We start from the raw sequence: 26,970 nt of genomic DNA on the forward strand, positions 1-26,970 counted from the left end.
CGGCTTTCCGAAAACTGCAGGAGGAGAAGTATGCAACAGACCCCTTATATTCTCGGTGTGGCGGGCGGTACCGGCTCCGGAAAAACAACCTTGGCAAACAATTTGCTGAGTGCCTTTGCGGATGAGGCGCTCATTCTTTCCCACGACTACTATTATCTGCCGCATGATGAGCTGCCGCTGGCGGAGCGGCAGAAGCTTAACTATGACCATCCCAATGCTTTTGAAACCGAACGAATGATTCGTGACGTGCAGAAGCTGCGCCGCTTCGAGCCGATTGACCGGCCGCAGTACTCCTTTGTGGAGCATACGCGCCTGCCGGAAACCGTGCACGTGGAGCCGAGACCGCTGGTGATTTTGGAGGGCATCCTGCTGTTTGAAAATCAGGAACTGCTCAGTCTGATGGATATGAAAGTGTTTGTAGATACCGATGCCGACATCCGCCTGATTCGCCGCCTGATGCGCGATGTCAAGGAGCGCGGGCGCAGCCTGGATTCGGTCATCAGCCAGTATATGCGCACGGTCAAACCCATGCACGAGCAGTTTGTGGAGCCAAGCAAAAAGCACGCGGATATCATTGTGCCGGAGGGCGGGCAGAACCAGGTGGCGCTGCGGATGCTGATTGACCGGATTGATGCGCTGCTGCACCGCAGTGCCTCCGCCGGCGCCTGCGTCTGCGGCAGACGGTAGGCGGCTTTTTGCCGACAATTGTGCAAAGCAGAAAGTGCTTTTGGAAAAGTAAAAAAGATATGCTGCTTTTTCGTTCCATCTGTGGACTTTTTTATACTGTTGGTGTATAATCATAACAGTTATATATTCGCTGCCTGATTTTTTCTATATCTATAATAAAGCATTCAAACCGACCTGCCTTTTGCAGGGCTATAAAAATCTGCAGCCGCGGTTTCTGCAGAGCAGCAAAAAGGAGCGCGTACTGAGTGATGGAAAACGAGAATTTTGAAACAGTCAATGTTGCGGTGCAGGCCGACAACGACGAGATGAAGGGGAAGTACCTGACCTTCTGGACAGACGGTCAGCTTTTCGGCGTGCCGATTACCGATGTGGTGCAGATTGTCGGTATGCAGGAGATTACGCAGATTCCGGAGTACCCGTACTATGCCAAGGGCATTATCAATCTGCGCGGCGCCATTGTGCCGCTGATTGATGTGCGGTTGCGTTTGGGCAAGCCCGAAGCAGAGTACAATGACCGCACCTGCATTATTGTGGCCAATGTGCACGATATTTATTTTGGTTTCATTGTGGACGAGGTTGAGGAGGTCACCGACATTTCGGACGACCAGATTTCCCCGCCGCCGAAGCTGAACAGCGACACCGTCAACCAGTATCTGACCGGTGTGGCACACAAGGGCGACAAACTGGTGCTGACAATCAATACGGCAAAGATTCTGGGAGAAGATGAATTTGACGCTTTGATTCAAGATGCACAGTAGTGGAAAGAAGCTTGTCAAATGAAGAATTTAACGGTAAAAGCAAAGCTTTCAATCCTTTGTGCCATCATGTTTCTGGCTTTTGTGGTTGTCAATGTATTTTCATTCCTAACCATGAATAATATGAATGCAAAAACCAAAGAGATTTCCGACAAATGGGTAAATGCAATTGTTGATGTCGAAGACCTGAACAATCACATTAAGGAATATCGGCTCTATGAGTACAAGCACGTCAGTTCCAACCTGCCGCAGGCAAAGCAGGAAACAGAACAGATTATGAATACCCAAAAAGCCCAGGTGGATCAGTATGTGAAAACCTGCAAGAAAGAAGCAGAAACACAGACGGAAAAGCAGCTGACCATTGCCATTGAAGACGGTTGGAATGCTTACCTGGAGGTACACGAACAGGTCATTTCCCAGAGTAATTCGAATCATGGCGATTCGGCACAGTCGGTCATGGTGGGAAATTCCTACAACCAGTATAAAACCATACAGGATCGCTGCGACTCTCTGGTGAAGGATTACAAACAGCAGATTTCCAATGCAAGCGCCAACTCTACATATGTTTATGAGGGCGCCCGCTCGGCGCTAATTGTGCTGGATATTGTAATGGCGCTGTTTTCCTTCCTGATGGAAGTGTACATCATTGAAAGCATTACACGTCCGGTTAAGAAGATGGACGAGACCGCCCGCCGCGTTGCACAGGGTGAGCTGGATGTTTCTGTTGATTATCAGGCGAAAAACGAGCTGGGTTCATTGGCGGCAAACCTGAACAACACGACGGCGCAGCTCAAAAACTATGGAAACTATATTCAGGAAATCACCCAAGTGCTCAACGAAATTGCAGACGGCAATCTGGACTTCCATCTGACCTACGAATACCGCGGCAGATTTGCGGCAGTCAAGGAAGCATTAGACCACTTAGCGGTGTCCTTGAATGATACGCTGAGCCAGATTAACCTTGCGGCAGACCAGGTTGCGGGTGGTGCCGATCAGGTGTCCTCCGGCTCGCAGGCACTTTCTCAGGGGACAACCGAGCAGGCTTCCTCTGTGGAGGAGCTTGCCGCAACGATTAACGAGATTTCCGAGCACGTTAAGGGCAATGCGGACAGCGCCAATATTGCCAGTTCTAAGGTGCACGAGGTGAGCGGGCAGCTGCTGGAGAGCAACCGTCAGATGCAAGAAATGATTGCCGCAATGGGCGATATCCGCCAAAGTTCCGCAAAAATCGGAGAGATCATCAAGACCATCGAGGACATCGCGTTTCAGACCAATATTCTGGCGCTGAACGCTGCTGTCGAAGCTGCCCATGCCGGTGACGCCGGCAAGGGTTTTGCCGTAGTTGCGGGCGAGGTGCGCAGCCTTGCCAGCAAGTCGGCAGAAGCTTCTAAGAGTACTGCGGACTTGATTCAGGCTTCTTTAAAGGCGGTGAAGCACGGCTCTCAGATTGCCGATGAAACGGCAAAGTCTTTGACAGAAGTTGTGGCAGGAACCAAGAGCATTACAAACGGAATCGGCAGCATTGCGGATGCCTCCAAGGAGCAGTCGGTGGCCATCGAGCAGGTGACACAGGGTGTAGAACAAATTTCCAATGTCATTCAGACCAATACGGCAACTTCAGAAGAATCCGCTGCCGCCAGCCAGGAACTTTCCGAGCAGGCACAGATGCTGAAGAATCTGGTTTCGCAGTTTAAGCTGCGAGAACTTGCCGAAGACCATACGGAAGCGGCTGATACGGCTGCGGAAGTACCGTCTGTTGTAGACCAGACACCGGCGCGGTCGGTAGAAACGCAGACAGATGATTCTGCTTACGAAGCCGGATTTGAGGAAGAAACACCTTCCTTTGCACACGACAAGTATTAAACAAAAAGATTGAAGTTAGGCTCCCCTGCAAGGACAGTATCGTTTTTGCAGGGGAGCCTTTGCTGTGCGTTTTGGCTTGTCACCAGCCACAGCGGCCGCAGTTTGTGCAGTGTATGCAGTCAGACGGATGAAAGACCGCCTGCCAATCCGCTGTCTGGATGTCTGCTGCAGCGATGCTCACCTCGGCGTGGGAATATCGCGTGGAAAGGCGCAGAAGCCCGCTTGGCAGGAATTCCAGAGTCAGCGGCAGAATCGTGATTTCCTCCGGCCTCATGCAGTTTTGATACAGCGAGGGAGCAAATACGGTTTGCGTTCCGTCAGCGGAAACTTTCACTTGGGTGGACGCCGTCACGATTTTTTGGGCGGCTCCCGTTGCGTCATACTGGATTTCCGGTGGCTGCGTGCAGGGATAGGGCGTCGTTCTGCAAATTTTTATGGAACCAAACGTGGTTTCATAAAGAATGGTGTGTGGCATGGGGGCTCCTTTCACGATTGGTGCGGTGAGTCGTGCAAAGTTATTTGCAGGATAATTTTTGTGGTGTGACTGCTATACTGAAAATCGACGGGAACGCCCAGGATTGTCAACAAAATTTGAGAGAAGATTGGGGCTGAGTTTAGACTGCATTTTTCCCGGATTCAGTTGCATTTTTCTTTCAGAAAAGCGATAATGATGATTGGAAAGTTAGAATCTTTTTAAAGCACATTGAAACTTTCTGTAACACAGGAAAATGAAATATTAAAGGAATATAACTGCTAAATGAGGAGCAGTCAAGAGGTTTTTCACAAAGGGGAAGAGAAAAATGCTTGGAGCTAGCGGAATTTCATCCGTGGGGGAATTTGGGAATGCCGTGGGGCCATACCGGCGCTTTTCAGGTTTTGGCGAGGGCGGCGGCAGACGCCCTTTTGCGAAGCGTCCGCGTCCGAAAACAGATAAACGGCAGGCAACGGCTGCCGCAGACTTGCCGCCCAGCGGCGCCGGCATTGATGCGGAAACCCATGCATTCCTGTTGGGGTACACCCGAGAGATGCATTTGCTGCAGGCGGCGGCCGGTCGTGCTTTAGAGAAAAGTGGGGTGGATTTTTCGATCACATCCTCCGCACCGCAGGTGGCAAAGGCGGTGACTCGTTGGCGGACGGCTTCACCGGCTGCATATGAGGTGACTGTGCTGCAGCTTGCGCAGAAGCAGACCAATCTTTCCCGCCATTGGCGGGCAGCTGCAGCGAATCAGCTGTTTGACAAAGGTTCGCTGCAGCTTTTGACACGGTCCGGTGGGCTTTCTCTGGAGATGCACGACTTTGCGGAAGCGCCAACCAATGCGGTGCTTCTTTCGGCAGCAGCCGAAGCAATCAATGGCGCACAGATGGGCGTGACAGCAAAAGTCCTGCGCAGCGAAGACAGTGCCGCACTGCAGGTACAGGCAGAAGAAACAGGCACTGCAGCCGAATTTGTTTTGACAGGAACGTTTGCAGAGTACGCCGGTTTCAATACGGCAGCACTGCCCGCGCAGGACGCGGTGTACCGTGTGAACGGCAGGGAAGCCGTCACAGATGCCAATGAAATCAACTTGGATGATTATCGCGTGGCGGTGACACTGCAGTCACCGGGAACTGCACGCATTCGTGTGGGCGGTGACAGCGAGGCGCTGGCACAGGAAGTGGCAGCTTTGTCTGCGGCATATGCGCGAGTGCTACAGTATTTGGAAAGCTATGCCGGTGTGGGCAGCGGCGTTCTGCAGCAGAGAAACCGTCTGCTGGCGCTTTCCACGGTTGCGCCCGCACTGCAGCAGGTAGGTGTTTTTGCGGAAGATGGGGCGTTTCGCATAGATCGAAAAATTTGGAATCAGCAGTCCGAAGCGGCGCCGCAAGCGTTGATTTTTGCGGTGCGTGCGCTGGCGGCGGAGCTTCGGGGAAAGGCGCAGCAGGGACTGCAAATGCCGTCTTACAGCTTGGTGGACAAAACGGCAGCCCCCACGCCGCGGAAATCAACATCGGCTTAAAACGCGTGCGAAGAGCGCACGAGCGCGCGGCACAGCGTCTGGAGGGGCATCGGAATGACGATTATTTTTCGGATTCAGAAAAATTTTAAAGAAAACAGCCGGTTTTGCCTGACGCATATGCGTACGCAGGAACGGATCCGGCAGGAAAATTGGCGGCAGCTGGTGCGCCTGAGCGTGGCAGTGACTGTTTTTATTCTGCCGGTTGGCATTTGGTTTGCGCAGGCGGCGCAGAAGCAGACGGCTTTGCTGGCAGGTTACGCAGGGTATATGATACTGTTTCTGTGCATAACCTTATTTTTGTATGCACGGCGTGCACAACCACCGACCTTTCAAAAGGTGCAGGCGGGCTGCTATCTATTTGTTGCGCTGACGATGTCCTTTAATATATTTGTGGGGGTGCAGCCGTTTCCCGGCCGTCCTGCAACGCTGTTTCCATTGAGTTATCTGCTGTTAGAAATTCTTTTTTTCCTGCCGCACGCTCTTTTAAACCTGCAGATGCTGCTGACAGAAGGCGCCTTTTTGCTGGCTGTCTGGCTTATCAAAGATTCAACAGTTTGGTGCTACGATATGCCGGCATCTTTGACCGCGTGTGTATTTGGATGTATGGCTTCTTTTTTAATTCAAGACTTGCGGATTCGGGAGTACCGCACGCAGTACGGCCTGCAGTATGTCAGTGAGCACGACGAACTGACCGGACTGTTCAATCGGCGCGGATTTGATGTTTACATTGCGGAAATCTATGCGCAGTGTATGCAGCGCCAGTCTGTCTGCGGCATTCTAATGCTGGACATTGACTTTTTTAAATTGTACAATGACCGGTACGGGCATTTGGCGGGGGATGAGTGCCTGCAACGGGTGTCGCGCGCTTTGAAAGCGGTGGCTGCCCGAAACGATGCGTTTCTGGCGCGCTTTGGCGGCGAGGAATTCCTTTCGGTGCTGCCCAACACAAACGATAAGGCGGCGCGGGCATATGCGGAGGAACTGCTGCACGCTGTGCGCCACGAAGACATTCAAACGGTAGGCGGTATTGTAACGGTCAGCATCGGTCTTTGCACGCGCATTCCGCAGACGGAGAACGGCTGGGTGAAGCAGGTGGATTGTGCGGATCATGCGCTGTACTTAGCCAAAGACAGGGGACGCAATCAAATTTCCACTTGGCGCGCCGATGAATAAAAAAGCAGGCTGCGGAAAGCTTTTCCGCGCCTGCTTTTTTTTAAAGGGTTCCGCCGTCTATCACATGGCAGGGCAGCAGAGTTTCCGCCGCTGCGGGGCGGTTTTCCATCAATGCCTGCAAAACGTCGGCGGAAGCGCGGCCCGCCGCCTCCAAGTCGCGGGATACCGTGGCGAGCGAGGGGTGAATATACTGCAGCGCATCAATATTTCCAAATCCCATCACACCGATGTCTGCCGGAACGCGCAGCCCTTTTTTTTGCAGATGCTGCATGACCTGCAGGGCGCAGGTGTCGCCGGAGGCAAGAATGGCGGTGCGTGGCCCGCCATTCTGCAGTACCATGTCCAACTCTGTCAGAAAATCCGCCGTGCCGACGATGATGGCTTCCAGATTTTGCTTGTGTGTGGCTTCAATGAAACCGTAGGTGCGCTGTTCGTGCGTATGAATGTTTTCGTGCGCGCGCACCGCGAGCTGCGGGCAGACAAAAACAAGCTTGCGGTAGCCTTTGGCAGCCAGAAGCGCCACCGCATCGACTGCCGCCTGCTTTTCGTCGGAGGAGATGAACGGAAAGTCCGGCGAAATGTAATTTCCGACAGCGGCTGTGGGTATGGCAAGCCGCTTCAGAAACTGTTCGAAACGGGCACCTTGATTGATGGGGCAGAGCAGCAGGGCATCGGGGCGTTCGGCGGCCATGCGGCGAATCAGCCGGTACTCCTGCTGTGGATCTTTGTCGTGCAGGGCAATCTGCACACGGCAGCGGTTCTGCTCCGCCTGCAGAATCAGAGCGTTCATCAGGCGGGAGAGAAAGTTGCTGCGCAGGTTTGGAAGGACAGCGCCGATGTGCAGAACGGCGCTGTCCTTTGTTTGTGTTTCTTCCAGTTCTTTGGTTGTGGTTCCCATGTGGAGTCCTCTCTTACGATTGATAATAAATGGCACAACCAGTATAACACAAAAAAACCATGCTGTCCTGAAAACTTGTGGGAAACCGGATGGGAGTCGCTGCTTTGGCGCACAGCCGCCACCGGCGCGTACAGAAGCAGAAAAAACTTTATCTTTTTTACAGTTTGTCTTGCATCTTTTTTCGGGTTTCGCTACAATCATAGCGAACAGCGTATTCGGAACAGCGCTGCAGAAACGGGAGGTATTTTTACTATGGGATTTCCAAAAGAATTCATTTGGGGCGCGGCTACCGCGGCCTATCAGGTGGAGGGTGCATGGAACGAGGGCGGGCGCGGTCTGTCCATCTGGGATGCGTTCTGCCATCAGTCCGGCCATATTTTTGAGGGGCACACAGCCGACACCGCCTGCGACCACTATCACCGCTTTCGGGAGGATGTGCAGCTGATGAAGCAGCTGGGCATTCGGGCCTATCGCTTTTCCATCAGCTGGCCGCGGATTCTGCCCAACGGTACCGGCAGCGTCAATGAGGCGGGCATTCGCTTTTATGAGGAGCTGGCGGATGAACTGCTGCAGAACGGCATTACGCCGTATGCTACGCTGTACCATTGGGATTACCCCTACGCGCTGCACCAGCGCGGCGGCTGGCTCAACCCGGAAAGCCCGGCGTGGTTTGCGGCATACACACGCGTGGTGGCACAGCGGCTAGGCGGAAAAATCAAGCACTTTTTCACCTTGAATGAGCCGCAGTGCTTCATTGGTCTTGGCTATGAAAATGGCGAGCACGCCCCCGGCCTGCACTGCAGCCGGAAGGACTGCCTGCAGATGGCACACCATGTGCTGCTGGCGCACGGCCGCGCGGTGCAGGTGCTGCGGGATGTGATTCCCGGCGTGCAGGTGGGGTATGCGCCGACCGGTTCCAGTTTTTATCCGGCAACAGACGCGCCGGAAGATGTGGAGGCGGCTCGTAAGGCCACGTTTGACGTGCCGGAGCGGTGGACGTTTTCCATCAGCTGGTGGAGCGACCCGGTGCTGCTGGGGCAGTATCCGGAAGCAGGCGTTAGAATGTTCGGGCAGGATATGCCGCAGATCGGCAAGCAGGATCTGCAGCTGATTTCGCAGCCGCTGGATTTTTACGGGCAGAATATTTATAATTCCGCACCGGTGCGGGCAGACGGAAACGGCGGGTATGTCTGCGTGCCGCGTCCGGTTGGGTATGCGCGCACCGCGTTTGACTGGCCGGTGACACCGCAGAGCCTGTACTGGGAGCCGAAGTTTTTGTATGAACGGTACCGCACGCCGATTGTGATTACCGAAAACGGAATGTCCTGCCACGATGCGGTTTCTCTGGACGGGCAGGTGCACGACCCGAACCGTGTGGATTTCCTACAGCGCTATCTGCGGGAGCTGCGCCGTGGTATAGAAGAAGGCACGGATGTGCGTGGTTATTTTCACTGGAGCCTGATGGATAACTTTGAGTGGACGCGCGGCTATGGGGAGCGCTTTGGCTTGATTTATGTAGATTTTGCCACACAAAAGCGCACGCCGAAAGACAGTTTTTACGCATACCAGCGCGTGATTTCGGAAAACGGGAAAACGCTTTAAAAAGAAGATGGGCGCGTCAAAAGATGCGCATGGGTATAAAAACAGCCGCTTAGGAAAGCGGCTGTTTTTATATGGAAAGGAAAAGAAAATGGAATTATATGGATGCGGGGGGGGGGGTGATATATTGAATAGCTTCCTTTTTATTTTTGTACATCCATTTATCAGCTGTTTCCACCATGGAAGCAAGGAAAGACTGGCTGGCTTGAAAGTGAACCGTGTATGCATACCCACAGTCAATGGTCACCTGCAGACCGTCGCTTTCTGGAAAAGCAATCCGACTGACAGCAGCCTGCAACTCCACAATTTTTGGCAGAACCTCTGCTTCTGCGCATCCGGTCAGGATAATAACAAATTCATCGCCGCCCAAACGGATCAGCGAATCTTCCCGGCGGATTTTGCTTTGCAGGGTATCTGCCACCTGCTGCAGCACACGGTCACCAAACAAATGCCCCAGCGTATCGTTGATGGCTTTGAATTTGTGAACATCCAACAGCAGCAGCGCCAACTGAGAGGACAGCCGGTTCTGCCCTTTGTGCAGGAAGCGGAACTCATTGAAATACCGCCGGTTATAAGCGCCGGTCAGCTCATCCCGATACAGCTGCCGGCTGGTTTCATCCAGAAGCTCTGCCATGCTTTTCCCGCCGTCCGGCTTGTGCAGAAAGGAAGCGTCAGACACACAGCAAACCAACTCCAGCGCGACTTTCACAGACTGGGTTTCCATGTCCAGATAAATCGGGCGGGAGGTCATGCACAGCACGTCCTTCCCCACAAACTCGTATTTCATTTTTTCGGTATTATGTAGGCAGGCATCCATGCTGATGCAGTTGCTGCAGCGATACGGTTTGTCCCAGATGCGGAAGCAGGTGTATGGCTCACGGTGAAAGTGACGGTCATCGTCTAAAATGAGCAAAGAAGTGCTCACCGGATCAACCAAACGCACCAGGTCAAAGAGATTTTGCAGACAGGAAAGCATGACTCTCATGTTTTTCACAGACAGGTGAAAATGCTTGTTCATCATTTTTTCCTCCTTCAGTCTGAAGCGAACAGATTGTAGGAAACAAAGATAAAAACAGTCGAATTTTTGTAAAAGATCTTCTTTTGTCATTATAACATTTGTGTTTTGCGGATACAACCATTCTGCGAGAAATTTTGAGAAAAGCGTTAAAAATGGCTGCGGTTTTTCCGCAGCCAAAGAGCCGGCGCTTTGCCGGTGCAGAGCCATTAAAACAGATTTGCGGCGCCAAGCAGACCGGCGTTGTTGCCGAGCTGCGCAGTGCGGATTTCCGGCAGAAAGGACGCTGCGCCGCCAAAGACTTCCTGCTTCACCCGCTCGGTGAGTGGGTCAGTCAGGTAAGTGCCCTCCTTACTGATGCCGCCGGACAGCAGAACCGCCTGCGGGCGGAAGATGTTTACCGCATTGGTGATGCCGGCTGCCAGATGTGCGGTGTAGGTTTGCACCACCTGCAGTGCGGCGGGGTCGCCCTGCCGCGCCGCCTGAAACGGGATGCGCCCGTTCATGCGGGAAAGGTCGCCTTCGCAGAGGGTGCAGAGCAAGGAATCCGGCTGCGCCTCGGCGGCACGCCGCGCCTGCCGAATCAGCGCGGTGGCGGAGGCGTAGCTTTCCAGACAGCCGCGCCTGCCACAGGTGCAGCGTTCGCCGTTTTCTACCAGCAGTGTATGACCGAACTCCGCCCCGCCGGGGCCGCCGCCCTCAAAAATTTTTCCGTTTAAGATGATGCCGCTGCCCACGCCGGTGCCGAGCGTCAGCATGAAAACGTTTTGCAGTCCCTTTGCAGCACCGGCGCAGACTTCGCCGAGCGCGGCGCAGTTGGCATCGTTGCTGATGCGCACCGGCACGTCCAGCAGGCGGCGAAGCGCCTGTGCAAGCGGAACGTCTTTCCAGTTGAGGTTGTTGGAGTAAACGACGGTGCCGGTTTTGGCGTCAATCGTACCGGGACAGCCGACACCGGCGGAGCCGACGGCATCCCTGCACAGACCGGCGCTCTGCAGGGCTTCCTGTGCGGTTTTGGCAATATCTGGTATCACCTGCTGCCATGCGCGCTGTGCGCCCGTGGGCACATACGCCTGCCCAAGAATGTGATTTTCATGGTCTACCACACCGGCTTTGATACCGGTGCCGCCAATGTCGATGCCGAAACGCAGAAGGGTGGTTTCCATATTAAAATACTCCTTTTCCTGTCACGCCGCCCGTGGGCAGGCAGGTGTTTTCCGGCGGCACGGTTGTGCGAAGCAGCGTGCCGGTGCCGCTGATCCGGTAGCTGCCGCTGTCCGCGGGCAAAAACAGGCTTTCGCCCTGTACGAACGGAACTGTTTCATTGCCGCAGGTGACGCTGCCGCTGCCCTTGACCGCGAGCAGGGAGTGAAAAGTGGAGCCGTCCGTCTGACCGGCAGTTTCGCCGCCGGTCAGCTGCAGGACATCCGTTACAAAGGAATCACAGCAGCCCAGATGACCGCCAAAGTTGTAATCCGTGCGTGCCGGCTCCGTGCGTGTCACATCCAGCGCTTTCTGCACGTGCAGCTGGCGCGGTTTGCCGTCTGTGCCGACACGGTTGTAGTCAAATACGCGGTAGGTGACATTGGAATTCTGCTGAATCTCCGCGATGACAATGCCCTGACAGATGGCGTGGATGGTGCCGGATTCGATAAAGAAGGTATCGCCGGGATGCACCGGCGCGGCGTTCAGTACTTCGGTGAGGGTGCCGTTTGCAATGCGGGCGCGGAATTCCTCTTTGGAAATGGCGCTTTTAAAGCCGTGGTACAGAAAGGCGCCTGGCTCGCAGTCCACAATATACCACATTTCCGTTTTGCCGAACTGGCGCTCGTTCTGCAGTGCGTAGGTATTGTCCGGATGCACTTGAATTGACAGATCCTTGTGTGCGTCAATCAGCTTGATAAGCACCGGAAAGTCCTGAAAGCGGGCACAGTTGGTGCCTGCGGCGGCGGGATTGAGCTGTAAGTAGGCTGCCAGTGTTTTTCCTGCAAACGGCCCTGCGGCAACGGTGCTGGGGCCATCCGGATGGCACGAAAGCTCCCATGTTTCAGCGAGCACATCGCCGTTAAAGGTTTTGTGGAAATCCTGTTTTAAGCGCTGCCCACCCCAGAGGTAGGACTTGCACGCCGGTGTCAGTTTGATGATAGCCATGGTTATTTCCCGCTTTCCGTAAATTCTTTGATTTTCTGTGAAACCGCGTGGCTGTAGGTGTCACAGGCATCCGCGGCTTTTTGCTCCGTTTTGGCGACTGCCGCACAGTAGACCTTCAGTTTTGGTTCGGTGCCGGAAGGGCGCACGGTTAGACAGGTGTCGTCGTCCAGAAGGTACTGCAGGACGTCGCTGCTCGGCAGCGAGGGGAACTGCGCCGGTTTGCCCGGCGCGTGCAGGTAGTCCCGCACTTGCGCCACGCGGTGACCGCACAGCGTCTGCGGCGGATTTTTTCGCAGAGAGGTCATAAAGCCCTGCATTAGGTAAAAGCCGGATTCCCCCTCGAACGCAAAGGAATCCAGGCGGTTCCGGTAGCAGCCATACTGTCGGTACAGCGCCTGCATGGCATCGTATAGGGAAAGCCCCTGCGCATGATAAGCGGCGGCCATGTCGCACAGCAGCAGGCAGGCGTTGACCGCGTCTTTATCGCGGACGTGACTGCCGGAAAGGTAGCCGTAGCTTTCCTCAAAACCGAAAATGTAGCGGTCGGTCTCACCGGCCTTTTCGAGCAGACCAATCTGTTCGCCGATGAATTTAAAGCCGGTCAGCACATTGCGCAGTTCCACACTGTAATGTGCGGCCACTTTCGCCGCCATTTCCGTTGTGACAATGGTTTTGACCGCAACCGGCTTTTCGGGCATGGTGCCGAGCGCCTGCCTGCGGCGGCAGACGTAGTCCAGCAGCAGCACGCCGACTTCGTTGCCGCTGAGCAGTTTGTAGTCCTTTCCGGTTTTTACGGCGATACCCATGCGGTCGCAGTCCGGGTCGGTGGCCAGCAGCAGCTCCGCACCGATTTTCCGGCACAGCGTCAATCCTTCTGCCAGTGCCTCCGGTATTTCGGGGTTCGGGAAAGGGCAGGTGGGAAAGCTGCCGTCCGGTTTTTCCTGGCTTGGCACCACGGTGATATCCGTGAAACCCGCACGGCGAAGAACGGTGGTGACCGGAACGAGTCCTGTGCCGTTGAGCGGTGTATAGACAATTTTCAGCTGGGCTGGCGCGGCTTTTTCCAGGCGCTGCGCCAGCACGGCGCAGTAAAAGGCTTCTGCGACCGCCGCCGGAATTTTCTGCACGCTGCCGCCGGGCACGTTTGGCAGCGGGTCAAAGTATCCGGCGGCGTCAATGCAGGTGGTGATTTCCTCTGCGGCACGGGTGGTAATCTGGCAGCCGTCCGGGCCGTAAACTTTGTAGCCGTTGTACTTTGCCGGATTGTGGCTTGCGGTAATCATAACGCCAACGCTGCAGTGCAGCGCCCGCACCGCGTAGGAAAGCGCGGGTGTGGGCATCAGCTGTGGGTACAGGTAAGCGGTGATGCCACAGGCGGCAAAGGTGCGGGCGGTTTCCTCCGCAAAGCGGCGGGATTTGATGCGGCTGTCGTAAGAAATCGCCGCGCTGGGGTTCGGCCGGTCGGAAAGCCAGCGGGCAATGCCGCGGGTTGCGCGGCGGACGGTGTACAGGTTCATGCGGTTGGTGCCCGCACCGATCACGCCGCGCAGGCCGCCGGTGCCGAAAGCCAGCTCCCGATAAAAACGGTCGGCAATTTCTTCGGGCCGGTCTTTCACCGCGCGCAGCTCCGCGGTCAGGTCTGGGTCTTCGTCAGCGCAGCGCAGCCACTGTGCGTAAAGTGCTTCTGTATGCAAACCGATTCCTCCATTTTGTTTCGTTATTATTTACTTAATTATCGTATCCAAATAAAGTTACGGTGTCAATCAGACAATCTTGCTGAGAATTGTACGATGTTGGTTTTTCCTGTGTTTGAGTCAGCCGGACAAAATAAGACTGGACAAACCGGCGGATAGTTGCTTTAATGAAGGAGAAAAAATTCAATTTGGTTTCGGGAGGAAGTTTCTATGGCAATTCAACACGCTGCAACGAACCTGTATTCGCACGTTTTTCAACTGGATACCCCAAACAGCAGCTATGTGCTCGGCATTTCTGAGCAGGGCCTGGCGGTGCATCTGTATTATGGTACCCGTCTTTTTGAAGGAGATTTCTCTGCCGTGTGCAGTGCGGAAAATTCTCCGTGGTTCCCGGCGCGCGCCGGCGAGCCGTTGCTGGACCATGTGCCGCTGGAGTTTTCCGGTGCGGGTATGGCGGATCTGCGGCCCAGCGCAGTCAGCGTGCAGTGGGAGGACGGCGACAATGTGGCGGATTTGCGTTATAAATCTCACCGGATTCTGGCGGGAAAACCCGCGCCGCAGGGTCTGCCCCATGTTTATACGGAGCAGGAGGAGGAAGCGCAGACGCTGGTGGTAACACTGGCGGACGAAAAGGGATTGGAAGCGGAGCTGTATTACACTGTGTTCCGAGACAGCGATGCGCTGGTGCGCCGCACGGTGCTGCGCAATGCGGGCAGCCAAACAGTGACGGTGCTACGTGTGATGAGCGCCAGCCTGGACCTTACGGAAAGCCGCATGGAACTGGTGCACCTGCACGGCAGCTGGGCGCGGGAGTTTACACGTGAGCGGCTGCCCGTGGGCCATGGGGAGCAGCGCATTGGCAGCTTCTGCGGCGCTTCCGGTCACCAGCACAATCCGTTTTTGGCAGTTGTGACACCGGACTGCACGGAAACCGCCGGAGAGGCGTACGGCTGCAGCTTTGTGTACAGCGGTAATTTCTGCATGGAAACCAATGTGGATGCCAGCGACCGTCTGCGCATCAATGCCGGGCTGTCTGACCGCGCGTTTCGCTGGCCGCTGGCTGCCGGCGAGTCCTTTGAAACGCCGGAGGCTGTGCTGGTGTACTCCGGCAGCGGCTTGGGTGAAATGTCGCGCACATACCACAAGCTGTACCGCAGCCGGGTGAGCCGCGGCTACTGGCGCGACCGCCCGCGGCCGGTGCTGCTCAATACCTGGGAGGGCGTCTACTTTGACTTTAACTGCGACAAGCTGCTGCGCATTGCCAAAGCAGCTGCGCAGGAAGGCATTGAACTGTTTGTCATTGACGACGGCTGGTTTGGTCACCGTGCGGACGACACTTCCTCTTTGGGCGACTGGACACCCTGGGAAGAAAAGCTGGGCTGCACACTTTCTGAATTGGTCAAAAATGTAAACGAACTGGGCATGGGCTTCGGCCTTTGGGTGGAGCCGGAGATGGTTTCGCCGGACAGCGATTTATACCGCGCGCATCCGGATTGGGTGATTCGCCGCCCCGACCGTGCAGCAACGCTGAAGCGCACACAGCTGATTCTGGACCTTTCCCGCAAAGAGGTGCAGGACTCTGTGATTGACGCGATGACGAAGCTGTTTTCTTCCGCACCGATTGCCTATGTCAAGTGGGATATGAACCGCAATATGTCGGAAATCGGTTCCGCGGCGGATTTGACCGCAAGTGCCGGCGCGCTGGCGCACCGCTATATGCTCGGGCTGTACCGGGTGCTGGAAACGCTGACCTCCCGTTTCCCGAAAATCCTGTTTGAAAGCTGCGCCAGCGGCGGCGGCCGCTTTGATGCCGGGATGCTGTACTATATGCCGCAGACCTGGACCAGCGATGACAGCGATGCGGTTCAACGTCTGGACATTCAGGGCGGAGCGTCACTGGTGTATCCGCCGTCGATGATGAGCTGCCATGTTTCCGCTGTACCGAACCATCAGGTGCGGCGCCGCACGCCGCTTTCCACGCGCTGGGACGTTGCCATGCTTGGCGGCGGCTTCGGCTATGAATTGGACATGACCAAATTCAGCGCGGAAGAAGCGGAAACGGTCAAAGAGCAGATTGCAGCCTATAAGCAGGAGCGGGACAGCCTGTTTGACAGTCGTTTTTACCGTCTGCCCATGCTGGAAGGGATGGCGGCGTTCCAGCAGATTTCTGCGGACGGCAAAAAAGTGGTGGCAACCTGTGTTCGCCGGCTGTACAATGCCAAGGGCGAGCCGCATTGGCTGCGCCTGCAGGGGCTGAACCCGCACGCGCAGTATCGCTGCTTGCGGGACGGCAGCGTTGTGACCGGTGCGGTGCTGATGGGCCGCGGCATCCGGCTGCACCTGGAGCCGGAAGATTTCGCAAGCGACCGAATTGTTTTGGAACGGCTTTCCTGACACAGAGCATGGCGGCGAAAGCGAAAAAGCATTGACTTTTTCGCTTTCGTTTTGTACAATACATTTGTTAAGTAAACAAAACTTTAATTAGCTAATCAATCACGCTGCGCACTTCTGCTGCGGGAAAAAGGAGAGATGAGGATGCCGAAAGCAGTGCGGATGGCGGATATTGCCCGCAAAGTCGGGGTCAGCACCGTGACCGTTTCCAAAGCGCTGGCAGACAAAGACGGTGTCAGCGAGGAAATCCGCGCGAAAATTAAAGAAACCGCACAGGAAATGGGCTATCAGCAGGGCGCTGCTTCCCGCAGAGCACGTACCGGTTCCACAGGCAACATCGGCATCTTGGTGGCGGCGCGGTTTGTGCATGACGGCGCAAATTCATTTTACTGGGAGTTGTACCAGCGGGTGGTCAGTCGCCTGTTAACGGCAAACTACTACGGCATTTTGGAACTGCTGCCGGAAGAAACCGAGCGGCAGCTGGCACTGCCGCACGTTTTGCAGGATGGGAAAATTGACGGCCTCATTGTCATCGGGCAGGTCAGCAGCGATTACCGCCGAATGCTACAGGAAAAAATGCTGGTTCCCACGGTGTTTCTGGACACCTACGACAGCGGTGATACCGGCTGCTCAGTCATTTCTGACGGGTACTACGGCATGTACTTGGTGACCAGTTATGTGCTGGCGCGGGGGCACCGGAAGGTGCATTTCGTGGGGACACTGGACGCGACCAGCAGTATCAGCGACCGTTACTTCGGTTACTGCCGTGCCATGATGGAGCACGGTCTTTCGGTTACGCCGGAGATGGTTTTGCCTGACCGTGACGAACACGGCAGCCTTCGCTTTGCCTTGCCGCAGGAACTGCCGAGCGCCTATGTCTGCAACTGCGACATGACAGCGTATCAGCTCATCAGCCAGCTGAAAGAGCGCGGTTTGCAGGTACCGGCGGATATTTCCGTGGCGGGGTTCGATGATTTTCGGGTGCCGTATATTTCCGTACCGGAAATTACGACTTACGCAGTGAATATGTCCGGCATGGCGCGCACCTGCGTGGATGCGCTGCAGCAGCAGATTCACCATCAGCATCCGGTCGCCGGCATCAAAATCGTGAGCGGGCACTTGGTTACCCGGGACAGTGTGAGGCAGCTGTAAGAGGACAACTATAAAAAAGGACGCGAAAGCTTTTGTCAGGCTTTCGCGTCCTTTTTGGCAGCTGTTTCGGGGGATTCGGCAACATGAATCCGGTAAGCGAGCGGTGAAAGGCCGACTCGCTTTTTAAACAGCCGGATAAAGTAAGAGGGATTTTCGATGCCGACCGCCGCGCCGATTTCCAAAACGCTGCGGTTGGTGTTTCGCAGCAGGCAGCAGGCTTCTTCCACACGGACATTCAGCAGGTATGCAAACGGGGAGCTGCCGTAGTAAAGTTTGAAGTCCTTATCCAGCTTGTACTTGTTCCAGTGCAGTTCCTTGGCAAGGGCGTCCAGGGTCAGCTTTTCTCGGTAGCGGGTGTCCAAAATCTGTTTGAGTGCGCGGATGGAAGCCGGCGGCAGGGCGTCTGCCGGAGAAAGCGGCTGCGTTTCCGTCAGCAGTTGCTGACAAAGTCGCGTCAGCAGGCAGTCTGCGCCTCCGGTGCATTGACCGGTCAGGGCGGCACATTGTGCGGCAAGCGTGCTGTTCTGTTCCGGTATGCGCACGGCAGGGCCTGTATCTCCCAGCAGCGGCAAGGTGCCAGACCCGACAATTTGTAAAACAGGAACGGCCTGCACGGTGGCTTTCAGCAGCGGAGCCTGACCGGCACGCACCACCAGAAAGCAGCCGCCGGGAATCTGCCAGCTGCGCCGGTGATCCTCCATACAGCACGCTGCCTGCACACAGTAGAGGGAAAAGGTATCACGGGAAAGGCAGAAAAGCGGCATTTGGTTTGCAATCGTTCCCTGTGTACTGCCCAGAAAGCGGCATTCGGCTTGCGGCGGTGCGGGGGAGGGCTGCTTTTCATTCATGGCGGCTCGGCTCCTTTTAGAAAATCCTGAAGTTTCCGGTGCGGTTTATAACCTGATTATAATGCTTTTGCGTAGAAATAGCAATTTGTTCGGCACCTATGCAACAGGATTCGTCGGAAGCGGCTTTATGACGGATTTTCTAAAAGAAATTTACTTAAGGCAACACCGCACAATGGCATAAAAAATCCACGCCATCTGCCAAAGGCGGCAAACAGCGAGGAACTCTCCCAATTATATCTGCGAAGGCAAACGCAATCAGACTGCCAGGCCGGGCCTGTCAGCCAGAATCAGATTCGCCAACGCAAACATCATATTCAGTTTGGCGGTCTGCTTTTGCAGACCTCGGTATCGCGTCTTTCGGTACCGTAACAGACCTTTCACAACGGCAAAAACATGTTCTACTTTGGCACGAACCGATGACTTTTCGTGCTCTCTGCGCTTGAGTTGGGCTTGCGACCTGTTGGAACCCTTTTTGATTTGCGATGGGCGACGATTGAACTTGTAACGGATACGCTTGCCAGCATTGTTCTTTATAATGGCATCCTCGCGCTTTTCCGCTCCCAAATATCCGCTGTCTCCGTATACAACGCTTTCCTCTCCGGTCAGCAGTTTGGAGGTCATGGCGACATCATGGACATTGGCGGCCGTTACCTCAACCGTGTGAACAAGCCCGCTATCCTTATCCACCCCAACATGTGCCTTGTAGCCAAAGTGCCACGCATTGCCCTTCTTCACCTGATGTGCATCCGGGTCTCGCTGCTTCTCCTGATTTTTCGTGGAGGACGGAGCGGCTATGATGGTGGAATCCACAATGGTACCCTTTTTCAGAAGCAGTCCCTTTTGTTGCAGCAAATTTGCCACCTGCGCAAACAACTGCTCCTGCAAACCGTTTTGTATGAGAATATTACGAAATCTTCCCAGCGTATCCCCGTCCGGCACCTGATTGCTTGATTCCACGCCGCAGAAATCCGAAAAGGCACGACTGTCGATCGTTTCAGCCACCGTTGCTTCGTCGGATAGATTATATAGGTTTTGCAGCAGATACAGCCGCAGCATCAGTTCCAAATCATAGGGCTTGTTTCCGTGCTCTCCTTTGTAGTAGCACGGCTTGATCATGGCCACCCATTTCCCCCATGGAACGATGCGCTCAATCTGCTCGAGAAATTCTTTTTTCTTCGTACGCGCCTGTGCCAGTTCATCGCACAGAGCTGACATACTCATCTGCTTATCCATATACCTATTTTATCATATCTCGCTTCTTACCGCAGCTTTTTTTCTGTGCGGTGTTGCCTTAAAAACTGCGAAGCCTCACAAAAGATGTAAGTTCCCCGAAACTGCTGGTATAGATACCTTTCAAAAAGAATAGAAAAACCAATATCTTTTTATTATTCACAAGATTGTATAATGACTTTCTACGAAATAATCGGTAAACTGTAAAGATATACCTGAAACTTATTTAGCAAATAAAATATTTTTTAAGTAAAAAATGAAAGGGGACAAAACCCATGGAGAAAAAGACTCTGCGCTGTGCGGCGGTGTTTTCGGACCATATGGTCCTGCAGCGAGAGAAAGCAGCCTGCATTTTTGGCAGCGGCCGCACGGGCAGCTGCGTTACGGCAGAGATTGATGGCTGCGCGGCACAGACACTGGTGCGGGACGGCGCCTGGCGCCTCTGCCTGCCGCCGCACAAGGCGGGCGGGCCGTTCACGCTGACTGTTTCAGACGGAGAAACATCCTGCCGGTTTTCTGACGTGCTGTTCGGTGAAGTCTGGCTGGCCGGCGGGCAGAGCAACATGGAACTGGAGCTGCAGAACTGCAAAAACGGCAGAGCAGCGCTTGCCGCCTGCGCCAATGCTTCCCTGCGCTTCTACAATGTCAGCAAGTGCGCGGTTCTGGATGCTGCGGTGCAGGCGGAGCAAAAGAACCGCTGGCGCGTGTCGGGCACGGAAGCCTGCGCGGATGTATCCGCGGTGGCGTACTTCTGTGCGCGCCGTCTGCAGCAGGAGCTGCAGGTGCCGGTTGGCATCATAGATTGCTATTGGGGCGGCACTTCCATCAGCTGCTGGATGCCGGAAGCGCAGCTGCGGCGTTCGGCGGCGGGGGAAAAATACCTGACGGACTTTGCCGCGGAAGTGGGGAACAAGACAGACGAAGCATACGACCAAGAGATGCAGGTGTACAACGCGGCATACCAGAGCTGGGACGCACGTGTCAAGGCCGCACGTGTGCAAAATCCGGATATTCCATGGGAGGCGTTGAATCAGATATGCGGGCCTTGCCCGTGGCCGCAGCCAGTGGGCAGGCAGTCGCCGTTTCGCCCTGCGGGTCTGTACACGACCATGGTTCAGCGCGTGGTTCCTTATACACTGCGCGGCTTTTTGTACTATCAGGGGGAGCAGGACTGGGCTTCTTGTCATGACTACGGCGAGATGATGTGGTATCTGATTGACCAGTGGCGCACGGACTGGCAAGAAGACGCCCTGCCGTTTCTGTTTGTGCAGCTGCCTATGTACATCGCCAAGGAAGACTGGGAAAAAGGGGAGGACGGCAGGCACTTCTGCTATTTGCGTGAACAGCAGGCGCGGGTTTCGCGGTTCGTGCAAAACACCGGCCTTGCCTCGGCGCTGGACTGCGGGGAATTTGATAACATCCACCCGCTGGAAAAGCAGACGGTCGGAGAAAGGCTTGCCCTGCAGGCACTGCAGAAAGTGTACGGCAAACCACTGGAGGCGGACAGTCCCGCGGCGGTGTCCTGCTTTCCCGAGGGCGGCGGTCTGCGGATTCGTTTTGCACACACCGCCGGCGGCCTGCGGCTGTCCGGCGCTTGCCGCGATGCGTTTGGCTGTGCGTTTGAGGTGGCTGGCGAGGATGGCAGGTTCTTTCCGGCACAGGCGGAGGTCGGGCAGGACAGCGTCTGCCTTTCCTGCGCACAGGTGCCGTATCCGGTGCACGCGCGCTACGCATGGTACAGCTATGGGCCGACACCGCTTTACGGCGGCAGCGGGCTGCCCGCGCTGCCGTTTCGGTTTTGAGAAGCAGCGGAAACACGCTCCCTGCGGTTGCATTTTGCGCGGGCCTCCTTTATAGTAAAAGAGAATAAAAAGGTATGAGAAGGGAAACAGAAAATGGAGAAACAACTGCTGAATGAGGACTGGCGTATGCGCGTCTGCGGTGAGGACACCTGGCTGCCGGCGCGCGTGCCGTGTTCCCTCCTTTCAGTTTTGCTGGAGCAGAATCAAATAGAGGATCCGTACTGGCGCTGCAACGAGCAAAAGGCGGTGCAGCTCTGCCGGAACGACTGCGAATTCTGCCGAACGGTGTCTGTGACAGACGAAGTGTTGCGGCAGCGTGCGGTGGAACTGGTGTTTGAAGGTCTGGACACGCTTGCGGATATCTTTGTAAACGGCGCGCTGCTGGCGCATACGTCCGATATGCACCGCACCTATCGCTTTGACTGCCGCAGCTTGCTGCACAGCGGCGAAAATGAATTGCGCGTGCGCTTTTACTCGCCGATCCGGTACATTGAAACCTACCGCCCTGCGCTGGGAAAGGAGTCCCATGTCGCGCCGACCGGCGGAATGCCCGGCGGGCACTATCTGCGCAAAGCGCAGTCCATGTTCGGCTGGGACTGGGGCATTCAACTGCCGGATATGGGCATTTGGCGCAGCGTTTGGCTGGAGACATATTCGGAGCCGCGCGTTTCGGATGTGGAGATTCTGCAGCACCATGAAGACGGACTTGTGCGGCTGACCGTGGCTGCGGAAACGGAGCAGGCAGGCGGCTGCGCGGAAGATGCGCTTTCTGTGGCGCTCTATGCGCCGGACGGTGCGCTGTTGGAACGGCAGAACATCGCTTGGCGGCCGAAAGCAGAAGCACACTTTACCGTGCGTCAGCCGCAGCTTTGGTGGCCGAACGGCTACGGCGCACAGCCGTTGTACCGGGTGGAGGTCAGCCTGCTGTGCGGCAGCGAAGAACGGCAGCGGAAGAGCCTGTCCGTTGGTTTGCGCACGCTCACGGTGCTGCATGAGCCGGACGAGTGGGGCAAGTCCTTTACCGTTTGTGTCAATGGTCTGAAAATTTTTGCCCGCGGCGCCAATTACATTCCGGAAGATGCGGTGTATCCACGCATTACCGAGGAAAAGCAGCGCTTTCTGGTGGAAACGGCGCTGCAGGAAAATATGAACTGCCTGCGGCTTTGGGGCGGCGGCTATTTTCCATCCGATGCGTTTTATGACCTTTGCGACCGCGCGGGTCTGCTAATTTGGCAGGATCTGCTTTTTTCAGACGACACGTTTGCGCTGACGCCGGAATTTGAAGAAAACATCCTCGCCGAAACGCGCGACAATGTGCACCGGCTGCGGCACCATGCCTGCCTGCTGCTGTGGTGCGGCAACAATGAGATTGAATCCGCGTGGGCATACTGGGGCAATTTTCAGGAGGAGCCGCCTGCCCTGCGTGCAGATTATATCAAGATTTTCGAGTACCTGCTGCCGCGCGCTGTGCGCGCGTGTGACAAGCAGACGTTTTACTGGCCGTCCTCTCCAAGTTCTGGCGGCTGCTTTCAGGCCCCCGATGCGGAAACGGACGGCGATGTGCACTACTGGGAGGTTTGGCACGGGCGCAAGCCGTTTACGGATTACCGCAAGTACAAGTTCCGCTTTTGCTCGGAGTTTGGCTTTCAGTCGTTTCCTTCCATAAAAACGATTCGTTCCTTTACTGAACCGAAAGACCGCAATCCCTTTTCAAAAGTCATGGAGGCACACCAGAAGAACGGCAGTGCCAACGGAACCATCCTTGCGTACCTTTCTGAAAATTTCCGCTATCCCGGTACCTTGGAGGGTCTGGTGTATCTCAGTCAGGTTCTGCAGGGCATGGCCATCCAGTATGGTGTGGAGCATTGGCGGCGGCAGCGCGGTCAGTGCATGGGCAGCCTTTTTTGGCAGCTGAATGATAACTGGCCCGTGATTTCCTGGTCGGCGGTGGACTACTTGCATCGCTACAAAGCGCTGCACTACCTGGCGGTACACTTTTACGCGCCGGTGGCGTGCAGTCTGCTGCGGGAGGGCAGCGTGGTGTCGGCGTATATCCAAAATGAAACCGCGCACACCGGCCGGTATCGGGCAAAGCTGCGCCTGCGCGGCGTGAACGGCAGCTTGCTGGCGGAAGAAACGGTGTCCGGCGAGGCGGCGCCGTATGCGGCGGTCTGCCTTGGGCAGAAAGACTGGGCTTCTCTGCTGGTGGGGCGTGAGGAGCAGGTGCTCGCGGAAATCGCGTTTTCCGGAGACGGATTGGAGGAAACCCTTGCCGCGGAGCCGTTTGTGCCCTATAAGCACCTTGCGCTGGAACGGGTGCATATCGAAAGGCAGATTCGCGAAACGTCGGAAGGCTGGGAAATTACCCTGTGTGCCAACGGTGTGGCGCCGTTTGTCTGGCTGGACCTTGCGGCAGGGGATGGTGTGTTCAGTGATAATTGCTTTTTGCTTAACGGCAGCGACAGCAAAACCGTTCTGCTCAAACGCGAGGGGCTGACTTTGCCTGCAGACAGCAGTGTGGAAAAGCAGCTGACCGTAACCTGCCTGCAGGACACCTACCTGTAAGGCTTGTTTTTCGGACGGACAATCCGGAACCCCTGCGGATTCGTATAGCAGGCTGGCAGAGAAATTCTGTCGGCCTGCTTTTTCTATCTGCCCAAAGTGGGGAAAGGGGAATTGGAATTTTGCGCGGCTCCCCTTTTTCTGGAAGAATGCGCCGCGAATACTGGACGCATTCGACAAAATATGGTAAACTTTCAATGAGGAGGAGCACCTTTATGAATACCCTACTGAAGATTGCGGTTTGTGACGACAATGCGATTTTGCGGACGCATTTGAAAGAGGATCTGGATGCATATTTTTGCCACGCCAAGATTCCGGTGGAAATTTCGCTGTTTGACTCCGGCGAAGCCCTGACGGCAGTGCCAAAAGTGTACCACATGGCGTTTCTGGACGTCGAGATGAAAAATGTCAGTGGTCTGACGGCGGGCTACTGGCTGAAAGAGCGGAATCCGGACATTTTTTTGTTTATAGTTACGGCGTACGAAAGGTACCTGGACGATGCGTTTGACCTGCACGTTTTCCGCTATCTGTGCAAGCCGGTGGAAAAGGCGCGGCTGTACCGCGGGCTGGACGCGGCGCTGACGCGGAACCGGCGGCTGACCTGCACGGCGGCGGGGCAGCTGCGGCAGATTTTTGTGCGTGACATCGTTTGCGTGTACTCCGAACACGGAAAGACTGTGCTGGTGACCAAAGGGGAGTCCTACAGAACGCCGCATCTGCTTTCTTTTTGGAAAGAAAATCTGTATGAGCCCTATTTCGCACAGCCGCACAACAGCTACATTGTCAATTTTAATTACATATCCCTCTTTGAAAAGGATGCGGTTACGCTGCTGTACGGCCAGCAGCAGGAACTTAAGATCTATATTTCGCAAAGGAAGTACTATCCTTTCAAGCATGATTTTTTTCAGTGGATGGAGAGCGGTCGAGTATGATAAAAACACTGTTTGTATTTTTGCTTTATGCAGTGGAAGCGGTGATTGTCACCAATTACTTTCACTGTGTGTTTCAGCGCCGGCGCAGCGCGGCGGTGACGGCAGTCAGTGTATGCGTTGGCTATGCAGTGCTGTTTGGCGTTTATTTTCTCAACAATCCGGCGGTCAATTTTACGGTCTTTACGGGGATTAACTTGGGTTTACTTCTGCTGAATTATTCCTGTAAGGTGTGGTCGGCCATTTTTCACAGTGCAGTTCTGTCGCTGTTTATGTTTCTCAGCGAGCTGATTTTGCTGTTCTTTTCGGCCGCGTGGGGCAAAGCAACCGGAACGCCCTCTGACAGCGTTTATGCGTTGGTTTTGGATGCGGCGCTCAGCAAACTGATTTTTTTGATTCTGTGCCAGATTGCGGCGCGGGTGGCTGTGCGGGAAAACAAAGGGCTTAAGTTTCCGCCGCGTTCCCTGGGGCTTTACCTGCTGCCGCTGGTGACGTTTATCCTGCTCAACGCGATTTACCGCCTGTCGGTGGAAGAGCGGCTTCCCGCGCAGTATGACGCGACTCTCTGCCTGTCTTCCATTCTACTGATGTTTGCCAACATTGTGGTCTTTATGATTTATGAAAGCCTGATACAAAGCAGCCGCAAAATGACCGAGCTGCAGCTTGCGGCGCAAAAAGAAACCATTGACCACGCCTATTACAGCATTCTGCAGGAACAGTATGAGAATTCGCGGATGCTGGTGCACGACATCAAAAACCACCTGACCGCCATTGACACGCTGGCGTGCGGACCGAATCCCACTGAAGTACACGACTATGTGCAGTCCATTTTTGAACACTATCAGCTTTCGAGCAGGCTGCCGTTTTCCGGGAACCGGATGATGGACGTCATCTGCAATCAAAAGCAGACGCAGTGCGCGCGCGAGGGCATTGCCATCACGTTTCGCAACGAGGGGGTTCGGCTGGACTTTATGAACGATGTGGATCTGTGTGCATTGCTTGGTAACCTTTTGGACAACGCCATTGAATCCTGCCGCGCCTCTGCAGGCAAAAGCATCGCGGTGTCATTTTACCGGAAGAATGATACGTTTCTGGTCATCAGTATGCAGAACAGCTGTGACCGCCGCCCCCAGGTTCGCAATCATCGGCTGGTTTCGCGGAAAAAGGACTGTGCCGCACACGGCATTGGGATGCTGAGCATTGAAAAGTCCATCAAAAAATATCACGGTACCATGGATTACTATTATGAGGAAGACAAAAAAATTTTTCATACAAATATCATTTTTCCGGCATCTGTGCAGAAAAAAGCGGCGCAAAATAGTACGCTAAAAAATTGAAAATTTTGTAGACAAATGGGCAAACCACTATCACTTATCGCCGATTTACCATCACTTATCGTTTTCCTATTGCATTTTGCGGGAAAATGAGTAAGATAATTTTTAATCAAACATTTTAAGGAGGTACTGATTATGATGAACGTGAAAAAGTCCGTGTGCGCTAAGGTGGCATCCGCAGCCGAGAAGGCTGCAAGAGGCGCGCTGTCCCGCAGCGCGAATTCAACGTCCTGCTACGTTTTCTATCAGCCGAAAGCTCCGAAAGACCTGAAGAAGTTCAGAAAGTTCTGATGGAAAAGCAACTGTCGTACCGCATTGCAGAAAAGCTGGTCAAGTACGGCGCCGTCACACAGGAAAACTGTGAAACGTATGCGTACGGCATCTCTCTGATGCTGAACGCCTGTCTCCATATTGCAACCACCGTTGTGATTGGAGCGGCATTTCATATGCTTTCCGAATGTCTCCTGTTTTATCTGGGGTTTGCGGTGCTGCGCAGATTTGCCGGCGGATATCACGCGGGTTCTCCAGCCAAATGCTACCTGCTGTCCTGTTTGGTGGTTGCCGCGGTTCTGCTTGTTGTCAAGTACATAGAGGCAAAGTGGACAGTTCCTGTTGATTTCGTCCTCGTATTCCTGTGTGGCATCTCCGTGTTGCAGTTAGCCCCTGTAGAGGATGCCAATAAACCGCTTGACAGTGAGGAAATCCGGCATTACAAACGGACAAGCCGGCTGCTCTGGCTTGCCGAAACCGCCGCTGCCGCCGGTTTGGCTGCAGCGGGGCTGCAGCGCCCGGCCTTTGCCCTGTGCCTGGCGCAGGCAGTTCTTGCGGGTATGCTTCTGTTTGGCAGTGTGAAAAACAGGCGCAGATCCGTGCAGGCGGTATGACAGGCT

General features: G+C 54.9%; 22 protein-coding genes. 14 read left to right on the forward strand and 8 right to left on the reverse strand.

The window, feature by feature from the left end:
- The first annotated feature begins 30 nt into the window (after positions 1 to 30).
- The 3 genes from udk (at position 31) to PXC00_RS01895 (ending at position 3,305) form a co-directional block, all read left to right on the forward strand.
- Entirely contained in the window at positions 31 to 687 is a 657-nt protein-coding gene (gene udk, locus PXC00_RS01885) for a uridine kinase (RefSeq protein ID WP_275844494.1), read from the forward strand.
- Between the two features lie 248 nt (positions 688 to 935).
- A complete protein-coding gene (locus PXC00_RS01890; protein ID WP_275844493.1) occupies positions 936 to 1,445 on the forward strand; it encodes a chemotaxis protein CheW in 510 nt (169 codons plus the stop codon).
- A gap of 18 nt (positions 1,446 to 1,463) precedes the next feature.
- The gene (locus PXC00_RS01895; RefSeq protein ID WP_275844492.1) at positions 1,464 to 3,305 is read left to right on the forward strand and encodes a methyl-accepting chemotaxis protein; all 1,842 of its coding nucleotides are present in this window, start codon (positions 1,464 to 1,466) and stop codon (positions 3,303 to 3,305) included.
- Positions 3,306 to 3,384: 79 nt separating this feature from the next.
- Here PXC00_RS01895 and PXC00_RS01900 read toward each other — a convergent pair whose 3' ends face one another.
- A complete protein-coding gene (locus PXC00_RS01900; RefSeq protein WP_275844491.1) occupies positions 3,385 to 3,780 on the reverse strand; it encodes a hypothetical protein in 396 nt (131 codons plus the stop codon).
- A gap of 325 nt (positions 3,781 to 4,105) precedes the next feature.
- On the opposite strand from PXC00_RS01900, the gene PXC00_RS01905 reads away from it, so the two are divergent.
- On the forward strand, positions 4,106 to 5,302 hold the full coding sequence (locus tag PXC00_RS01905; protein ID WP_275844490.1) for a hypothetical protein: 1,197 nt from the start codon (positions 4,106 to 4,108) through the stop codon (positions 5,300 to 5,302).
- Positions 5,303 to 5,356: 54 nt separating this feature from the next.
- The gene (locus PXC00_RS01910; protein ID WP_275844489.1) at positions 5,357 to 6,475 is read left to right on the forward strand and encodes a GGDEF domain-containing protein; all 1,119 of its coding nucleotides are present in this window, start codon (positions 5,357 to 5,359) and stop codon (positions 6,473 to 6,475) included.
- A gap of 40 nt (positions 6,476 to 6,515) precedes the next feature.
- On the opposite strand, the gene PXC00_RS01915 is transcribed toward PXC00_RS01910, so the two are convergent.
- Complete coding sequence (locus PXC00_RS01915; RefSeq protein ID WP_275844488.1) at positions 6,516 to 7,373, reverse strand: LacI family DNA-binding transcriptional regulator; 858 nt, start codon at positions 7,371 to 7,373, stop codon at positions 6,516 to 6,518.
- Between the two features lie 252 nt (positions 7,374 to 7,625).
- Here PXC00_RS01915 and PXC00_RS01920 point away from each other — a divergent pair, with 252 nt between their 5' ends.
- Positions 7,626 to 8,975 carry a GH1 family beta-glucosidase gene (locus PXC00_RS01920; RefSeq protein ID WP_275844487.1) on the forward strand — a complete coding sequence of 450 codons (1,350 nt, stop codon included), beginning with the start codon at positions 7,626 to 7,628 and terminating at the stop codon, positions 8,973 to 8,975.
- Between the two features lie 94 nt (positions 8,976 to 9,069).
- Here PXC00_RS01920 and PXC00_RS01925 read toward each other — a convergent pair whose 3' ends face one another.
- The 4 genes from PXC00_RS01925 to PXC00_RS01940 all read right to left on the reverse strand — a co-directional run bounded on the left by PXC00_RS01925 (position 9,070) and on the right by PXC00_RS01940 (position 13,838).
- Positions 9,070 to 9,993 carry a GGDEF domain-containing protein gene (locus tag PXC00_RS01925; protein WP_316935047.1) on the reverse strand — a complete coding sequence of 308 codons (924 nt, stop codon included), beginning with the start codon at positions 9,991 to 9,993 and terminating at the stop codon, positions 9,070 to 9,072.
- Between the two features lie 203 nt (positions 9,994 to 10,196).
- On the reverse strand, positions 10,197 to 11,153 hold the full coding sequence (locus PXC00_RS01930) for an ROK family protein (protein WP_275844485.1): 957 nt from the start codon (positions 11,151 to 11,153) through the stop codon (positions 10,197 to 10,199).
- A gap of 1 nt (position 11,154) precedes the next feature.
- Positions 11,155 to 12,138, reverse strand: a complete 984-nt coding sequence (locus PXC00_RS01935) for a type I phosphomannose isomerase catalytic subunit (RefSeq protein ID WP_275844484.1) — start codon at positions 12,136 to 12,138, stop codon at positions 11,155 to 11,157.
- 2 nt (positions 12,139 to 12,140) lie between these two features.
- On the reverse strand, positions 12,141 to 13,838 hold the full coding sequence (locus PXC00_RS01940; RefSeq protein WP_407654323.1) for a phospho-sugar mutase: 1,698 nt from the start codon (positions 13,836 to 13,838) through the stop codon (positions 12,141 to 12,143).
- Positions 13,839 to 14,042: 204 nt separating this feature from the next.
- On the opposite strand from PXC00_RS01940, the gene PXC00_RS01945 reads away from it, so the two are divergent.
- Positions 14,043 to 16,226 carry an alpha-galactosidase gene (locus PXC00_RS01945; protein WP_275844482.1) on the forward strand — a complete coding sequence of 728 codons (2,184 nt, stop codon included), beginning with the start codon at positions 14,043 to 14,045 and terminating at the stop codon, positions 16,224 to 16,226.
- Between the two features lie 141 nt (positions 16,227 to 16,367).
- Positions 16,368 to 17,375, forward strand: coding sequence for a LacI family DNA-binding transcriptional regulator (locus tag PXC00_RS01950; protein ID WP_316935048.1), 1,008 nt, complete (start codon positions 16,368 to 16,370; stop codon positions 17,373 to 17,375).
- A gap of 35 nt (positions 17,376 to 17,410) precedes the next feature.
- Here PXC00_RS01950 and PXC00_RS01955 read toward each other — a convergent pair whose 3' ends face one another.
- Together PXC00_RS01955 and PXC00_RS01960 are read right to left on the reverse strand one after the other, a co-directional pair.
- The gene (locus PXC00_RS01955) at positions 17,411 to 18,223 is read right to left on the reverse strand and encodes a helix-turn-helix domain-containing protein (RefSeq protein ID WP_275844480.1); all 813 of its coding nucleotides are present in this window, start codon (positions 18,221 to 18,223) and stop codon (positions 17,411 to 17,413) included.
- Positions 18,224 to 18,478: 255 nt separating this feature from the next.
- The gene (locus tag PXC00_RS01960; protein WP_316935198.1) at positions 18,479 to 19,444 is read right to left on the reverse strand and encodes an IS5 family transposase; all 966 of its coding nucleotides are present in this window, start codon (positions 19,442 to 19,444) and stop codon (positions 18,479 to 18,481) included.
- A 284-nt stretch (positions 19,445 to 19,728) separates the two neighbouring features.
- Between PXC00_RS01960 and PXC00_RS01965 the strand changes: the two genes are divergently transcribed.
- From PXC00_RS01965 to PXC00_RS01990, 6 genes are all read left to right on the forward strand, one after another.
- Positions 19,729 to 21,255, forward strand: a complete 1,527-nt coding sequence (locus PXC00_RS01965) for a sialate O-acetylesterase (protein WP_275846132.1) — start codon at positions 19,729 to 19,731, stop codon at positions 21,253 to 21,255.
- 93 nt (positions 21,256 to 21,348) lie between these two features.
- Entirely contained in the window at positions 21,349 to 23,820 is a 2,472-nt protein-coding gene (locus tag PXC00_RS01970; RefSeq protein WP_275846133.1) for a beta-mannosidase, read from the forward strand.
- 212 nt (positions 23,821 to 24,032) lie between these two features.
- A complete protein-coding gene (locus PXC00_RS01975; protein ID WP_275846134.1) occupies positions 24,033 to 24,749 on the forward strand; it encodes a LytR/AlgR family response regulator transcription factor in 717 nt (238 codons plus the stop codon).
- Positions 24,746 to 26,083 (forward strand): sensor histidine kinase, encoded by a 1,338-nt coding sequence (locus PXC00_RS01980; RefSeq protein ID WP_275846135.1) that lies wholly within the window; start codon positions 24,746 to 24,748, stop codon positions 26,081 to 26,083. The genes PXC00_RS01975 and PXC00_RS01980 overlap by 4 nt, the downstream gene beginning before the upstream one ends.
- A 132-nt stretch (positions 26,084 to 26,215) precedes the next feature.
- Positions 26,216 to 26,371: a cyclic lactone autoinducer peptide gene (locus PXC00_RS01985; protein ID WP_275846136.1), complete on the forward strand. Its 156-nt coding sequence runs from the start codon at positions 26,216 to 26,218 to the stop codon at positions 26,369 to 26,371.
- Positions 26,371 to 26,964 (forward strand): accessory gene regulator ArgB-like protein, encoded by a 594-nt coding sequence (locus PXC00_RS01990; protein ID WP_275846137.1) that lies wholly within the window; start codon positions 26,371 to 26,373, stop codon positions 26,962 to 26,964. Before PXC00_RS01985 ends, PXC00_RS01990 begins: the two co-directional genes overlap by 1 nt.
- Positions 26,965 to 26,970: the final 6 nt, after the last annotated feature.

It is taken from the genome of Caproicibacterium argilliputei, from assembly GCF_029211325.2.
Classification (GTDB): domain Bacteria; phylum Bacillota; class Clostridia; order Oscillospirales; family Acutalibacteraceae; genus Caproicibacterium; species Caproicibacterium argilliputei.